The organism is Pseudoalteromonas sp. KG3, assembly GCF_030436385.1.
In the GTDB taxonomy this organism is placed as follows: Bacteria; Pseudomonadota; Gammaproteobacteria; order Enterobacterales; family Alteromonadaceae; genus Pseudoalteromonas; species Pseudoalteromonas prydzensis.
Window position 1 is genome coordinate 654,177 of sequence record NZ_CP098523.1, and the last position, 14,679, is coordinate 668,855.

14 protein-coding genes are annotated in these 14,679 nt (G+C 41.4%); 3 read left to right on the forward strand and 11 right to left on the reverse strand.

The genetic code is table 11. The features are described from left to right. Positions 1 to 58 precede the first annotated feature (58 nt). The 4 genes from NDQ71_RS03270 to NDQ71_RS03285 all read right to left on the reverse strand — a co-directional run bounded on the left by NDQ71_RS03270 (position 59) and on the right by NDQ71_RS03285 (position 4,211). A complete protein-coding gene (locus NDQ71_RS03270; protein ID WP_192540567.1) occupies positions 59 to 1,303 on the reverse strand; it encodes a lipoprotein-releasing ABC transporter permease subunit in 1,245 nt (414 codons plus the stop codon). After that, the gene (gene lolD / locus NDQ71_RS03275; RefSeq protein ID WP_064666887.1) at positions 1,293 to 1,991 is read right to left on the reverse strand and encodes a lipoprotein-releasing ABC transporter ATP-binding protein LolD; all 699 of its coding nucleotides are present in this window, start codon (positions 1,989 to 1,991) and stop codon (positions 1,293 to 1,295) included. The genes NDQ71_RS03270 and lolD overlap by 11 nt, the downstream gene beginning before the upstream one ends. Beyond that, the gene (locus NDQ71_RS03280; RefSeq protein ID WP_064666888.1) at positions 1,984 to 3,201 is read right to left on the reverse strand and encodes a lipoprotein-releasing ABC transporter permease subunit; all 1,218 of its coding nucleotides are present in this window, start codon (positions 3,199 to 3,201) and stop codon (positions 1,984 to 1,986) included. Before NDQ71_RS03280 ends, lolD begins: the two co-directional genes overlap by 8 nt. Positions 3,202 to 3,341: 140 nt before the next feature. Beyond that, on the reverse strand, positions 3,342 to 4,211 hold the full coding sequence (locus NDQ71_RS03285; protein ID WP_192540565.1) for a LysR family transcriptional regulator: 870 nt from the start codon (positions 4,209 to 4,211) through the stop codon (positions 3,342 to 3,344). A gap of 115 nt (positions 4,212 to 4,326) precedes the next feature. On the opposite strand from NDQ71_RS03285, the gene NDQ71_RS03290 reads away from it, so the two are divergent. Both NDQ71_RS03290 and fghA read left to right on the forward strand, forming a co-directional pair. Beyond that, positions 4,327 to 5,448 (forward strand): S-(hydroxymethyl)glutathione dehydrogenase/class III alcohol dehydrogenase, encoded by a 1,122-nt coding sequence (locus NDQ71_RS03290; RefSeq protein ID WP_192540564.1) that lies wholly within the window; start codon positions 4,327 to 4,329, stop codon positions 5,446 to 5,448. A 44-nt stretch (positions 5,449 to 5,492) separates the two neighbouring features. Then, positions 5,493 to 6,338, forward strand: a complete 846-nt coding sequence (fghA, locus tag NDQ71_RS03295) for an S-formylglutathione hydrolase (RefSeq protein WP_192540563.1) — start codon at positions 5,493 to 5,495, stop codon at positions 6,336 to 6,338. Here the strand turns inward: fghA and NDQ71_RS03300 are convergent. After that, a complete protein-coding gene (locus NDQ71_RS03300) occupies positions 6,289 to 6,672 on the reverse strand; it encodes a hypothetical protein (RefSeq protein WP_192540562.1) in 384 nt (127 codons plus the stop codon). The two genes, fghA and NDQ71_RS03300, sit on opposite strands and share 50 nt — an antisense overlap. 254 nt (positions 6,673 to 6,926) lie before the next feature. Between NDQ71_RS03300 and NDQ71_RS03305 the strand changes: the two genes are divergently transcribed. Continuing rightward, positions 6,927 to 7,343, forward strand: coding sequence for an MgtC/SapB family protein (locus tag NDQ71_RS03305; protein ID WP_192540561.1), 417 nt, complete (start codon positions 6,927 to 6,929; stop codon positions 7,341 to 7,343). Between the two features lie 34 nt (positions 7,344 to 7,377). Here NDQ71_RS03305 and NDQ71_RS03310 read toward each other — a convergent pair whose 3' ends face one another. From NDQ71_RS03310 to NDQ71_RS03335, 6 genes are all read right to left on the reverse strand, one after another. Continuing rightward, a complete protein-coding gene (locus NDQ71_RS03310; RefSeq protein ID WP_283710663.1) occupies positions 7,378 to 8,979 on the reverse strand; it encodes an ABC-F family ATPase in 1,602 nt (533 codons plus the stop codon). Positions 8,980 to 9,131: 152 nt separating this feature from the next. After that, entirely contained in the window at positions 9,132 to 9,749 is a 618-nt protein-coding gene (locus NDQ71_RS03315) for an NUDIX hydrolase (protein WP_192540559.1), read from the reverse strand. A gap of 105 nt (positions 9,750 to 9,854) precedes the next feature. Next, on the reverse strand, positions 9,855 to 11,411 hold the full coding sequence (locus NDQ71_RS03320) for a SulP family inorganic anion transporter (RefSeq protein ID WP_192540558.1): 1,557 nt from the start codon (positions 11,409 to 11,411) through the stop codon (positions 9,855 to 9,857). A gap of 125 nt (positions 11,412 to 11,536) precedes the next feature. Further along, positions 11,537 to 11,995 carry an Lrp/AsnC family transcriptional regulator gene (locus tag NDQ71_RS03325; RefSeq protein WP_192540557.1) on the reverse strand — a complete coding sequence of 153 codons (459 nt, stop codon included), beginning with the start codon at positions 11,993 to 11,995 and terminating at the stop codon, positions 11,537 to 11,539. 89 nt (positions 11,996 to 12,084) lie between these two features. After that, positions 12,085 to 12,726, reverse strand: a complete 642-nt coding sequence (locus tag NDQ71_RS03330) for an MBL fold metallo-hydrolase (protein ID WP_192540556.1) — start codon at positions 12,724 to 12,726, stop codon at positions 12,085 to 12,087. Positions 12,727 to 12,729: 3 nt separating this feature from the next. Continuing rightward, entirely contained in the window at positions 12,730 to 14,535 is a 1,806-nt protein-coding gene (locus NDQ71_RS03335) for a M14 family metallopeptidase (protein ID WP_301562256.1), read from the reverse strand. Positions 14,536 to 14,679: the final 144 nt, after the last annotated feature.

The following is a 14,679-nucleotide window of genomic DNA, read 5'->3' on the forward strand; positions in this document are numbered from 1 at the left end:
TGCTGGTGTTGTGGCTCGGCCTAAAATCTCATTCTGATGAAGGTAATAGACAAATAGATCAGTTACCAAGCACCTTGGCAGGATCAACACGGGTTGCTTGCCATGCGGGGTAAATGGTTGCCAGTACCGCGAGAATAAATGTGACTATCACAGTAACCACTATATCTTGCCAAACCAGTTTGCTGGGTAAAAACTCAATAAAATAAACCCCTTCCAGCGGGTTAGCCCCAAGTAACTGACTTATCAAAGTAAACAACTCACTGATATTCAGCGCTAGCATTACCCCAATAAAACTGCCTAGCACTACACCGATAAATGCTTGGCTAAGTCCTTGTAAAATGAAGGTTGCTAAAATCGTGCTGTCTTTTGCGCCCATGGTTTTTAAAATGGCAATGTTGGCCTGTTTTTCTCGCACTTCCATCACCAACGATGAAACAATATTAAAACTCGCCACTGCAATAATTAAAAATACCACAATATAAACAATGGTTCTGACCATTTGTATATCTTGATACAAGCTGCCTTGGGTTCTAAACCAGCTAGAAATATACACATAGTCATCGATTGTTTGGCCAACCCGTAGCGCAATTTGGTGCGCTTGGAATACATCAGTTACCGCCAAGCGTAACCCGGTTACTTGCTGCTGTTTGTAACCAAGCACAGATTGCGCTTTTCTTAAATGAATAAATGCCGCGCTACTATCAATTGGCCCACCCATTTCGATAATACCGGCTAAGGTTAAGCTTACCCTTTTGGGTGCTAATATTTCAGTACTGGTTTGATTGACTTGGGGGATCAATAAAGTCACTAACTCCCCTTGTTTTACACCTAACTGTTTTACAATTTGCTGGCCTAATATTATTTCGTCTTCGCTAATTTGACTTACCAACTTACCATGCGTGAATTGGTTAACCGCAGAGACTTCGCTTTCAAAAGCAGGATCTACACCGCGTACTTCAACTGCTTTAAGTTCACTTTTATACTGCGCCATACCATTTACACTGATAAACGGGGCTGCACCGGTTACACCGGGTTGTTGTTTGAGTTTTGCCACTTTTTCAGGCCAGTTATCAATTGCACGATTTGGTGCAACATACTCAACTTGTGGTACAACACTTAATAAACGATGTACTAGTTGCTGCTCAAATCCATTGATCACTGATAAAGCAACGATGAGCACAGCAACACCGAGTAAAATGCCAATAGTTGATGCCTTTGCTATAAAGCTAACAAAACCATTTTTTTCTTCGCTACTGCCTGAACTTGCTCTGAAACGTTTACTTAAATAAGCACTAAGCAACATAGCTGGCCTCTTTGACTGCCAACTTGCCATCATCAAGGTAAGCGATTTTGCCTAGCTTGTCGGCTAATTCCAGATCATGGGTAACCACCACAAAACTGGTGTTTAAACTACTATTAAGATCTTTGATCAAATCGTAAATTTTAATCGCATTTTGTTTATCTAAATTGCCTGTTGGTTCATCTGCCAATACCAGATCAGGCTCTGTCACTAATGCACGAGCAATCGCCACGCGTTGGCGCTCACCACCCGATAACATTGATGGTTTATGAGTACTACGATGAGATAAGCCTACTTTTTCTAGCATTGCGAGGGCTTTAACATTGGCCTCTTTAGCGCTGAGGCCTTTTATTAATAAAGGCATCGCAACATTTTCAACCGCATTGAATTCCATCAATAAATGATGAAACTGGTAAATAAAGCCTAAATGATCGTTACGAAATTTTGCTTGCTCAGCACGAGATAATTTAGCAACTTGCTGGCCTTTGATTTTAGCCACACCGGCAGTTTGTGAATCTAAGGTGCCTAAAATATGCAACAAGGTGCTTTTACCGGAACCAGAACTACCAACAATGGCCAACATTTCGCCTTGTTGTAAGGTTAAATCTATGCCTTTTAATACCTCAACTTGGCTGGCACCATCTTGATAAACTTTGCTTAACTGTTGACACTGGATAACTAAATCATTCATAACGCAATACCTCTGCGGGGCTAACATTGGCAGCTTTACGCGCCGGATATAAAGTGGCTAAAAAGCTCATGGTAATACTGCCAACGGCAATCAGTGATAAACTCATCACGTCAAATTTAACGGGCAAAGCAATTCCTGTTAACAGGTTTAGTCCAATGCCTGCTAACACTTCGTTAATGTATGCACTGAGTAATAGGCCAAGCCCTGCGCCAATACTGGTGCCAATCAAACCATTATATAAACCTTGGATCATAAATACTTGCTGCACTTGCGCGGGGGTTAAACCAAGCGTTTGTAAAATAGCGACTTCACTCTGTTTCTCGCTCACCATCATGGTCAACGCTGAAACAATATTAAATACCGCCACTAATACAATAAGTGCGAGCAACATTGACATAATGCGTTTTTCCATCGCCACTGCGGCAAATAAAGTGCCTTGTGATTGACGCCAATCGGTCACCGAATACTGACTTAAAATATTACTCGCTGATGCACTAAAGGTATCTAATTCAAAAGGATCGTTAAGAGATATGCTTAAATTAGGTGCGCTACTTGCTGGTAGCTTTAACATGCGTTGCAACGATTCTCCATTAGTAAATGCCAAACTCATATCAATCTCAGAGCCGGTTTCATAAATGGCAGCAACCGTGAATAAACGTTGGCTCGGTACACGGCCTAAAGGCGTATAGGTTGATGCATTAGGCATAATCACTCGCACTTTATCACCTAAACCAATACCAAGTTTTCGGGTTAAGTAACGGCTAACTGCAATGTTATAGCGCGATGCCATAACCGCTTGCCAATTACCTTGAACAACCTTATCACTAATTTTATACAACGATGCGTTATCATCGTACAGGCCTTGCAATAACACGCCATGCAGATCACGGTTGGTTTGCAAAATTGCTTCGCCGTGGCGATATAAACTGGCATGTTTGACAAATTTTGATGCCAAAATATCATTTTGCAGCTGCGTCATTTGTGCTTGTGTTTTCCCCTCAGCTGCAATTTCAACATGAGGGATAAGGCCAAGCATGTTAGTTTTAAGGTTATTTTCAAATCCATTCATCACAGAGCTTACTGTAAATAATGCCATTAACCCTATAGCGATACCGGCAATGGAGAAAAACGAAATAAACGAGATAAATGCGTTCCCTTTCGAGGAGCGACTGTATCTCAGCCCGATAAACAGGCTAACAGGTTGAAACATAATTATTTATGGTTACATTTTAAGGCCAATTCTGGGCTCATACTAGCATAGATAAAGTGTGATTGGGTATGCGCAAAAATGTAAAAGTTAATGACAAATCAATTGCTGACGCCAATTTACTCGCATACTTTCAATAATCGTTAATTCAATGAAGTAATAAGATGGTCAAGTAATGCACGCACATTGGTTGCCACAAACTGCCGCGGTGGATACACTCCCCAAACGCCCTCAGGTTTTGGCTGATTATTGGTTAAAATAGGCACTAGATCACCCGCCGCTAAGTCTCTTTCAATGTAATAATTGGGCAATTGAATAATACCCAAGCCTTTTTTAGCCGCGTCTGCTAACGCCCAGCCACTGTTACACTGCAAACGCCCTGCTATTTTAATGTGTTTATCACGCCCTTGTTCACAGACACGCCAGTAACTACTGTTACCGACTAAACATTGATGATATTGCAATTCAGCTAAGCTATGAGGCTCACCAAAACGCGCTAAATAGGCTGCTGAGCAGCAAATCACAAAATGACGTTCACTCAAACGGCGTGCTTTTAAGCTAGAGTCTTTTAAATGACCCAGACGAATAGCCAGATCAAAGCCCCCTTCAAGCAAGTTTTCTTGCTCATTACTCAATGCCATCTCCACTTCGACGTCGCTGTGCTGTTGCATAAAGGTGTGTACAGCAGGCATTACAAAACTTTCACCATACATCACCGGTGCCGTAAGTTTGATTTTACCTTTTGGTGTACTTTGTTGTTGTGCAAGTACCCCAGTGGCATCGTCTAGTGCATGCTGTAAGTGCTTGGTCTGATGTAAAAACACTTCCCCTTCTTTGGTTAGCACTACTTTTCGGGTTGTGCGGGTCAACAGTTGCGTGTTTAAACGCTGTTCAAGCTGGGTAACATGGCGACTTATATGCGCCACGGATACTCCCAAAACGGTGGCAGCGCGGGTAAAACTGCCTTCTTCTCCCACTGCGATAAACTCATCTATACCTGACCAGCGACTCATTATTACCATACTGTAAAAGTGTTTTATAGAAATGAAGATTATCATTGTTTGAGAAACAAATAAAATAGCGCTATTGTTTTAAACCATCCATGTAATTAATAAAAAGAGAGAGCCCATGTCAGAGTTCATTAAATCAAAAGCGGCAATAGCTTGGGGACCGAATCAACCATTATCTGTTGAAGAAGTGGATGTGATGATGCCTAAAAAAGGCGAAGTCATGGTCAAAATCACTGCAACAGGTGTTTGTCATACCGATGCTTTTACACTTTCTGGTGCAGATCCTGAAGGGATCTTCCCTGCTATTTTAGGCCATGAAGGTGCAGGTGTTGTCTTTGCTGTTGGTGAAGGTGTAACTAGTGTTGAAGTAGGTGATCATGTGATCCCGCTATACACCGCTGAGTGTGGTGTATGTAAAATGTGTACCTCAGGTAAAACAAACCTGTGTTCAGCAGTACGCGAAACCCAAGGTAAAGGGTTAATGCCAGATGGCACCACCCGCTTTTTCAAAGATGGTCAACCAATTTATCACTACATGGGCACGTCAACGTTTTCTGAATACACAGTGCTGCCAGAAATTTCTTTAGCCAAAGTAAATAAAGAAGCCTCTTTAGAAGAAATTTGCTTACTAGGCTGCGGCGTAACAACGGGTATGGGTGCAGTGACCAATACGGCAAAAGTGCAAGCTGGTGATACGGTAGCTATTTTTGGTTTAGGTGGCATCGGGTTATCAGCCATTATTGGCGCAAAAATGGCCGGAGCGTCACGTATTATCGGCATAGATATTAATACCTCTAAGTTCGACCTTGCGACTAAATTAGGCGCTACAGATTTGATCAATCCAAAAGACTTCGACAAGCCAATCCAAGAAGTCATTGTTGAAATGACCGATGGCGGCGTTGATTTCTCATTTGAATGCATCGGTAATGTTGATGTTATGCGTTCAGCCCTTGAGTGTTGCCACAAAGGTTGGGGTGAATCGGTGATCATTGGTGTTGCCGGAGCAGGCCAAGAAATTTCGACTCGCCCGTTCCAGTTAGTCACAGGTCGCGTGTGGCGTGGTAGCGCCTTTGGTGGCGTGAAAGGCCGTTCACAACTACCAGAAATTGTTGAACGTTACATGGCCGGCGAATTTGCATTAAATGACTTTATCACTCATACCATGGGCCTTGAAGACATTAACGACGCATTTGATCTGATGCATGAAGGTAAAAGTATTCGTACTGTTATCCATTACTGATCAAAGTAGCCACACTTAAGGTGTGGCTTTTTAGCGAGGATATTATGTTAGATAATTTAAGTTCTGCAAAAGTCAGCGGTGGTTGGCATAAACAATATAGTCACATTGCAAACAGTACTCATTGTACAATGCGTTTTGCGATATTTTTACCGCCAGGTGCAAGCCAAACCAATAAAGTGCCCGTGTTGTATTGGCTATCAGGGTTAACTTGTACCGATGAAAACTTTATGCAAAAAGCAGGTGCCTTCAAAAAAGCTGCTGAGTTAGGCATAGCTATTGTTGCACCAGATACGAGTCCCCGTGGTGACAATGTGCCAGACGAGGACAGTTATGACTTTGGCCAAGGTGCAGGTTTTTATGTTAATGCCACACAAGCGCCCTACAACACTCACTACAATATGTATGAGTATGTAGTAAATGAGCTACCGGCTTTAATTGAGCAACACTTCCCAGTGACCGATAAAAAAGCTATTAGTGGTCATTCTATGGGTGGCCATGGCGCGTTGATGATTGCCCTACGCAATCCACAAAATTACACCAGTGCCTCGGCGTTTAGTCCCATTGTGAACCCAATAAACTGTCCGTGGGGGCAAAAAGCGTTTAGCCAGTATTTAGGCGATGATAAATCGACGTGGGCACACTATGATACCTGTGAGTTAATGAGTCAGGCCAATGAAACTGATTACCTACCCATGCGTATTGATCAAGGTGAAGCTGATAACTTTTTAGTTGAACAACTAAAAACTGAACACTTATTTATGCAAGTAAATGGCAAAGGCTACCCTGCAGAAATTAATATGCATGCAGGTTATGACCATAGTTACTTTTTCATCAGTAGCTTTATTGACGAACACCTATTATTTCATCAATCGTATTTGCAGGCTCAGTAGTCTGCTTCTGTGTGAGGTTGTCAGGCGTTACTTCCTCACACTCTTTTAGTGTTTTAGTCACTCTTTTACAGATCACTTGCGGCTCTGCTTGCTGTTGTACTAAGCCAACCAAAAACCTATCTACTTCAATACCCAAATCAGTAAATGATAAAGTCTGTTGTTCAGCAACTGGCACTGCTTTTTGTGGTGCAATATGTGCCGGAGAAAGCGCTAAATCTGCATCAGCGTTTTCATCTGCTTTTGTATAAATAGTACTATCAACAAGCACCCCCGCAACCGTGCATGCTGTGAGTGAACATGAAATCGCTATGACTAAAAACAACGTCCTATACATAAACTATCCCTAAACCTTAGAGCAAGACAAACAATCATCGTACTTCTAATTATAGGGTCATACCCAGCATAACTAAAAAATAAAGTTTGTAATAAACTGTAGGTGTTTACTTAACCCTGTAAAATTTACTCAGTCACTTTTAATCTCATTTACATTCAATAACAAGCTATTGAAATTAAAGTATAAATAGTAGGTGGATTATTGGATTACTTTTTGCTTATTGATATTTAGTCAATAACGCAGGGAAAAATAAAATGGAATTCGATATACAGTTCGACGAAATGCTAAAAAACTTAGTCCATTTAGGTATAGCTTACATATTGTCTTTACCTATGGCGTACGATCGTGAACATTCACATCATGGCGCGGGCTTGAGAACTTTTCCTTTGGTGGCTGTGGCATCTTGCGGCTATGCTTTAATAGGCATGTCAGTACTGACCTCGTCTGAGGCAGAATCAAAAGTGCTAGAAGGAATAATTACGGGGATCGGTTTTATAGGGGGCGGTGCAATATTAAAAAACAAAAACTCTACTTACGGAACAGCTACCGCTGCAAGTATCTGGAACATGGGCTTAATAGGTATAGCAGTAGCATTTAGCCGTTTTGAAATTGCCATATTAATGGCCTTTATTAATTTTGTAACCCTAAGATATGTAAAACGTTTTAAATAAAGAAAACCGGTATCGCTACCGGTTTTACAATAAATTATGCTTGGCTATTTTCAGCCTGGCTTGCCATAAACTCGTTAAAAGTACCGTGGAAGTTAACCACTTTTTTGTCACGAATATCAATAATACGCGTTGCCAAAGATGATACGAATTCACGGTCATGGCTGACAAAAATTAACGTCCCTTCAAAACCTTTAAGCGCATTATTTAACGCTTCAATGGCTTCCATATCCATGTGGTTTGTCGGCTCATCCATAACTAACACATTGACATCTTGCATCATCAACTTGCCAAACAATAAGCGGTTTTTCTCACCACCTGAGCAGTTTTTAGCTTTTTTATTCGCATCATCGGCGGTAAACAATAAGCGGCCAAGCATGCCACGTACCATTAAATCGTTATGTTTAGCTGTACGCCACTGTGACATCCAATCAAATAACGTTAAGTCGTTATCAAAATCTTTGCTGCTATCTTGTGGGCAATAACCAATAGAAGCATTCTCTGACCACTTCACAACGCCATGGTTCGCTTCAAGTTCACCTACTAAACAACGAATAAAGGTTGATTTACCAACCCCATTTTCACCAATAATCGCTAGTTTTGAACCGGCTTCTAAAATCAGCTCGCCGCCTTCAAACAATACTTCGCCATCAAAACCATGGCCGAAATCTTCTAAAATCAATGCTTGGCGGTGCATCTTTTTACCTTCATCAAAATACAATGACGGCGCCATACGGCTTGATGATTTAACCTCATCTAAACTGATTTTATCCATGCGTTTAGCGCGTGAACTTGCTTGCTTGGCTTTTGATGCGTTAGCACCAAAGCGATTTACGAAATCTTGTAACTCTTCGATTTCCGACTGCTTCTTGGCATTGCCTGCAAGCAACTGTTCACGTATAAGCGTTGATGCTTCGATGAACTTTTCATAGTTACCTGGGTAAATACGCAGCTCGCCGTAGTCAATATCAGCCATGTGTGTACACACAGCATTTAGGAAATAACGGTCATGAGAAATAATGATCATAGTACATTTACGTTGGTTAAGCTCCTGCTCTAACCAGCTAATAGTATGAATATCCAAGTTATTTGTAGGCTCATCCAGTAATAAAATATCTGGATTTGCAAACAAGGCTTGGGCAAGTAGCACGCGCAGTTTCCAACCAGGTGCCACTTGCGACATTAAGCCAAAATGAAACTCTTCTTCAATACCCGCTTTTAACAAGATATCGCCAGCACGACTTTCTGCACTGTAGCCGTCCATTTCAGCAAACACACTTTCCAGCTCAGCCACTTTCATACCATCTTCTTCACTCATTTCAGGGAGTGAATAAATACGCTCACGTTCTTGCTTTATTTTCCATAATTCAACATCGCCCATGATCACCGTATCAACTACCGTGTATTGCTCAAAGGCAAATTGATCTTGGCTCAAGTTACCTACTTTTAAGCCAGGCCCGATTGACACATTGCCTGACGTTGGCGCAAGCGAGCCATTGAGGATTTTCATAAAGGTTGACTTACCGCATCCATTTGCGCCAATTAAGCCATAACGGTTACCGTTACTGAATTTAGCTGAGATATTTTCGAACAAAGGTTCGGCACCAAACTGCATGGTGATATTAGCGGTAGAGATCAAGATGAATTTCCTAAGCAATTACTGGCAAGTTAACGATTCATAAGTAAGGAAAAGTTAATACAGACAATAAGACGGTATAAAGAGGACGCGAATTATACAGGCAGCTTGGCGACTAGTCGAGCTTAGTCTCACTTATTGATCAGCAATAACAGTTAATCTATAAATAATGCTTTATCTGGTTGCTTGTAATGTGCAAAGAGCATCTGTATGTCTTCAACAAGCACTCTGCCCGTGGAAAGCTGGGGTAAATTATCTAAAGCAAAAAAACCAATTTCAGACACTTCTAAGTTAAGCTTAGGTGCGCCACCAATCAATTCACATAAGAAGAATAGTTTATAAATATGCTGTGCAGATATAGGTAAATAAGCATGAAGTGCGCGATCTTTTAATGCAATTAACTTAGGGTTAGTGACCTGATAACCTGACTCCTCTAGCACTTCACGTATGATCCCTTCGCGAGGAGCTTCATTAACATCAGCCCAGCCTCCTGGTAACGACCATTTATCGTCAGTTCGTTCTCGCACTAGCAAGATTTTATTATCAACAATTACGCCTGCGCGCAAATCAACTTTAGGGGTTGGATAACCTTGTTCATCAATAAATAGGTTTTCAACCCTACTGACAGGTTGCTCAGCAAGCGAGGCTAACATTTGGTGACTAATATCAGCTAATTGCTCATAACGCTCCAAGTCATAACCATCTTTTGTATAGGTTTTACCTGTTTGACTAATGGCCTGTATTTGTTTCGCCCATGCTAACCACTGCGACATATAACTTTAATCTCGATTTAATCTAGCTACTTTTGATTCTACACAACAAAGCCGTGAATACAAAAAAGCGAAGGCACTGCCTTCGCTTTTACTCAAATAAACCGCTTATGCGAGCTTGTCTGAGGCGACTTTATAAGTTGGATCTTCTATTACATTCACTTCAACTAAATCACGTGCTTTATGCAGTAACAGAGCGCAATCTTTACTTAAGTGGCGAAGGTGCAACTGCTTGCCTGCTTTGGTGTATTTATCAGCTAACGCGTCAATGGCTTCAATAGCACTATGATCGGCGACTCGGCTGTATTTGAATTCGATGATAACGTCTTTCGGATCGTTTTTAACATCAAATAACTCTGCAAATTTTTTCACTGAACCAAAAAATAATGGCCCATGTAGCTCATAAACTTTAGAGCCTTGTTCATCAATGTAATTGGTTGTGAAAATATGTTTTGCATGTTGCCATGCAAAAACTAAGGCTGAAACAATTACACCCACACATACCGCAATAGCTAAATCAGTAATAACAGTCACGCCTGACACTAACACAATAACAAACGCATCTGACTTTGGTACACGCTTCATCATTTTGAAACTCGCCCACTCAAATGTGCCTAATACCACCATAAACATCACGCCAACCAGTGCTGCAAGTGGGATCATTTCAATTAAGCCTGCAGCAAACAAAATAAACGCGAGCAACATCACTGCTGCAGTTATCCCTGATAAACGCGAGCGGCCACCTGAGTTAATATTGATCATCGATTGACCAATCATTGCACAGCCACCCATTGCACCAAAGAAACCACAGGTTACATTTGCAGCACCTTGACCAATGCACTCTTTATTACTTTGACCACGGGTTTCTGTTATTTCGTCAATTAAACTCAATGTTAATAAAGATTCAATTAAACCAATCGCGGCTAAAATAAGCGCATAAGGGAAAATAATTTTAAATGTTTCTAAAGTAAACGGCACCATTGGGATATGGAATTCAGGCAAACCACCAGCAATCGTCGCGGCACTGTCACCTGTCATGTCTTTTAAGAAATCAAGTACTGTACGTGCTTCTAGATCAAAGCCCATCACAATGGCAGTGACTGTTACAATAGCCACTAAGGTGGATGGCACCGCAGTCGTTAACTTTGGTAAAAAATGAATTATAGCCATAGTTAATGCCACAAGTGCCAGCATTATCATCATCGGCGTGCCGGTCATCCATTGCACACCACCTGCGCCATCAGACACTTTAAACTGGCCAAGTTGGGCGAGGAAAATAACGATCGCGAGTCCGTTTACAAAGCCCAGCATGACAGGATGCGGAACCATACGTATAAACTTACCCAGTTTAAACACCCCAGCCAGTATTTGCAGTAGCCCCATCAGTAGTACAGTCGCAAATAAATATTCAACCCCATGATCTAACACTAAACTTACCATAACAACAGCAAGTGCACCGGTTGCACCAGAGATCATACCTGGGCGGCCGCCAAAAATAGCGGTGATCAAGCCAACAATAAATGCTGCATATAAACCAACTAAAGGCTCTACATTTGCAACAAACGCAAATGCAACAGCTTCAGGCACGAGCGCAAGCGCAACCGTAATACCTGATAAGATATCGTTTTTAGCAGAGCTTGGCGCCTTGCTTAGTAAGTTAAACATTGAATTCCTCTTGCGGGTATGGGATCAAAAAAGCGCTGAATTCTAACCAATTAAGTTAAGGTTAACAATTGCGGGAAGGGGAACAGGCTAAAGTATACAATTATTCTAGCCTGTTTAAAGCGATATTAAAGTGGTAATGATGTACTGCGTTTTACACACGTCATGGTTACATTTGAATGTACTTCTTGAACAAGCTCAAGGTTTAATAAATTATCTCGCACAAACTGTTCATAGCCTTCGATGCCTTTAGAAATAATTCGCAGCATAAAATCCATAGTGCCTGCCATGCTGTAACATTCCGTTACTTCATCATAACTTAAGATCAGTCGTTCAAACTCAGCTAGATTAGTGCGACCATGATTCGATAAACGGACGTGCGCATACACTAACATATCAAAGCCAAGTTTCTTTTCATCTAATAGGGCAACTTTGCCTTTGATGTAGCCATCTTGCTCAAGTTTTGCAATACGACGCCAACACGGTGACTGAGATAGGCCTACTTTATCGGCTATGTCTGCGGTCGAAAGACTAGCATCTTGCTGTAACAGTGCCAAAATTTGGCGATCTACGTGATTTAGAGACATTTTATTTCTTTTTTATTTTACTAAATTGATTAAATTATACATGGCTTTAGCAATCGAGTCTTGTGTTTTTATGCATTTTTTATGCTTAACTAACCATATTTACCACTAATAAATGGATTCGATATGCGCTCTGTAACTACTTTAGTGTCAGGTCCATGCCCTGAGAGTATTCTGGTTTCATCTGGCAAAGTGAGAATTTGTTGCTTAATTGAGTTGAGTAACTGCTGTGCATCCCCTTTCGGAAAATCAGTACGCCCTACTGAGCCTTTGAAAATCACATCACCAACAAGAACAATCTTATGCTCAGCTTCATAAAAGACAATATGGCCTGGGGTGTGACCCGGACAATGACGGATCTCAAAGCGCAATTCACCTAATGGGAAAATATCACCATGATTTAGCCAATGCTGCGGATAAAAAGGAGTAACCGGTGCAAAGCCAAACATTTGTGCTTGCATGGGTAATGCATCAAACCAAAATAACTCGTCTTGCTGTGGGCCAACTATATCAACGGCAAAATGTTCAGCGAGCACTTTGGCAGCGCCAACATGATCAAGGTGACCATGAGTCAATAAAATACATTGCAGATTAAGCGCATGCTTAGCGAGTTCAGCAATGATTTTTTCAGCATCACCACCTGGATCGACCACAGCAGCTTGGCGTGTTTGTTTACAAATAACAATCCGACAGTTTTGTGCGAAAGCGGTGACTGGTAGAGTAATAATTTCCATAGCTTAATTCTTTATTTTTGAAGTGTCTGCAAATGTCATCAGCACAGGATACTTTAAATAGGCTTGATCATAAAACGGTGTCTGTTTATAAAGCCAGTTTAAACGTGCTTGGGGATCTTTTGCAAACGCAGCATCTTCACGAATTTTTTTATCAAACTCTAGTGCTAACGCAGGTTTATCTTTGAGCATATGACGAGCATATGGTGCTAATGCGTAGTTTTCCATATACTCAGTACGTTGAAAAATAGTATTAAACTCACCCCATGCAAAAAACGAATCAGGTGCCTTTGGATGTAAAAGATGGGTGGCTAATTCACCTAACGGTTGTGCAGTATCTACTTTAGACCAACCAGTCAAATTCTTTTCAGCTACATCAACAAAGTTAAAATCAGCACTGACTCTAAAGCGACCTTCAAACGGTGCTTTATCAAACTCATGGTTTGTCACTACAGCCACTTTTAAATTTGCAGGTAACGCATCTGTCGTAACAGTTTGCACCGCAATGCCATGTAACTTAAGTTTTTCGATGATCTGTGGATACGCAGGCGGAATATAAAACGCGCTAGGCACAGTAATGGTTGTTTTGACGTCTTTTTGCCAATAGATTGGCAACGCATCATAATGTTGCTTTTCACTTAAGTATTTCACTTCCATCTGACCACTTAAGGCACTTTGGCTGCGCGTATATTTAATGCCTTCAAATGCCACGGTATCGGGCTGTTTAGCGTAGCTACGCTCTACAATCAGTTTACTTGGGACAAATGCCTGCTCTTTTTTAACTGCATCTGCTAACTGCTGGTGATGCTGTGCTAATGCTGATATAGCCCCATCTAAAAATACATAGGTGCCAAGCACGCGTTGCTTATAGGGTTTAAGCGAATGGTTTTCAACAAGAATAGTAGGTAAAGAACGTAAATCGCCCCAACCGTTGGAATAGCGAGGCGTGGCAACCCACCCTGCTAAGCCCTTTTTAAACTCACGCTTATCCATGACAAATACTAACGGCCCGGGAAGGTGGCCTTGCGCTTGTAATTTTTCGTCAATTACCGGTTTAAAATATTGATTGAGCGCATCTGAAACACTCGGTGACTCACTAGCAAACACCGGATTGTAGCCATAAGTGACGTCGTACTGATAATCTGCGCCGTCGGTGACGTGCACATCAATATATAAATCCGGGTTAAACTGTTTGATCACCTTTAATACGCCACGCACTTCTGGGGTATCTAGCTTAGTGTAATCACGGTTTAAATTAAGATTGTTAGCATTGGTGCGAAAACCCATTTCTACTGGGCCACGTTGGTTTATGCGGTTAAACTGGCTACTACGCTCATGACCATCCACATTCAAAATGGGAATAAATAAGATATTTACTTGGCTTAAAATATCACGGCGCTTACCAGTTGCAATATCACGCAGTAACATGAACATGGCGTCTTTGCCGTCAATTTCACCCGCGTGGATCCCGGCTTGAATAAAAATCGTCGGCTTTGTATTTTGCATTAACTGAGTAGGCGTAAACGCGCCTTCTTCACTGGCAACAACCATTTTAATCGCACGGCCGCTGGCACTATGGGCAATAGTTTGCACTTGAAACTGGGTCGGATTTGCCGCGACAAGGCGGTCAACAAACGCCATTGTTTGCTGATAGTTAGGCGATTTTAGTCCTTTGCTAAGTTCGAAGTCAGTGGTTAATGGGCCTTTTTGTTGTATCAGTGTCAAACTATGCCCTTGCCAAGGTAGTAATGGCGGTAAATGGCTATCTAATGTGGCAGCAGTAGCACTTAACAATAATAAACTGGCGATCATAGGACTCTCAAACGTTGGCCTTTTTAATAGCTTGAAATTATAACAAGGAAAAATGACAGATCGCGTAAACTGCGGTGATTCAACAAAAAAATGCAGCCAATGACAATTCGTAAAGTTTAAAGCAGTAGTATGCGAGCATTAAAA

What these genes read in the sequence shown, in the direction of transcription:
- NDQ71_RS03270 (WP_192540567.1), bottom strand. Translation starts at nt 1,303, where the DNA reads ATGTTGCTTAGTGCTTATTTAAGTAAACGTTTCAGAGCAAGTTCAGGC.
- lolD (WP_064666887.1), bottom strand. Translation starts at nt 1,991, where the DNA reads ATGAATGATTTAGTTATCCAGTGTCAACAGTTAAGCAAAGTTTATCAA.
- NDQ71_RS03280 (WP_064666888.1), bottom strand. Translation starts at nt 3,201, where the DNA reads ATGTTTCAACCTGTTAGCCTGTTTATCGGGCTGAGATACAGTCGCTCC.
- NDQ71_RS03285 (WP_192540565.1), bottom strand. Translation starts at nt 4,211, where the DNA reads ATGAGTCGCTGGTCAGGTATAGATGAGTTTATCGCAGTGGGAGAAGAA.
- NDQ71_RS03290 (WP_192540564.1), top strand. Translation starts at nt 4,327, where the DNA reads ATGTCAGAGTTCATTAAATCAAAAGCGGCAATAGCTTGGGGACCGAAT.
- fghA (WP_192540563.1), top strand. Translation starts at nt 5,493, where the DNA reads ATGTTAGATAATTTAAGTTCTGCAAAAGTCAGCGGTGGTTGGCATAAA.
- NDQ71_RS03300 (WP_192540562.1), bottom strand. Translation starts at nt 6,672, where the DNA reads ATGTATAGGACGTTGTTTTTAGTCATAGCGATTTCATGTTCACTCACA.
- NDQ71_RS03305 (WP_192540561.1), top strand. Translation starts at nt 6,927, where the DNA reads ATGGAATTCGATATACAGTTCGACGAAATGCTAAAAAACTTAGTCCAT.
- NDQ71_RS03315 (WP_192540559.1), bottom strand. Translation starts at nt 9,749, where the DNA reads ATGTCGCAGTGGTTAGCATGGGCGAAACAAATACAGGCCATTAGTCAA.
- NDQ71_RS03320 (WP_192540558.1), bottom strand. Translation starts at nt 11,411, where the DNA reads ATGTTTAACTTACTAAGCAAGGCGCCAAGCTCTGCTAAAAACGATATC.
- NDQ71_RS03325 (WP_192540557.1), bottom strand. Translation starts at nt 11,995, where the DNA reads ATGTCTCTAAATCACGTAGATCGCCAAATTTTGGCACTGTTACAGCAA.
- NDQ71_RS03330 (WP_192540556.1), bottom strand. Translation starts at nt 12,726, where the DNA reads ATGGAAATTATTACTCTACCAGTCACCGCTTTCGCACAAAACTGTCGG.
- NDQ71_RS03335 (WP_301562256.1), bottom strand. Translation starts at nt 14,535, where the DNA reads ATGATCGCCAGTTTATTATTGTTAAGTGCTACTGCTGCCACATTAGAT.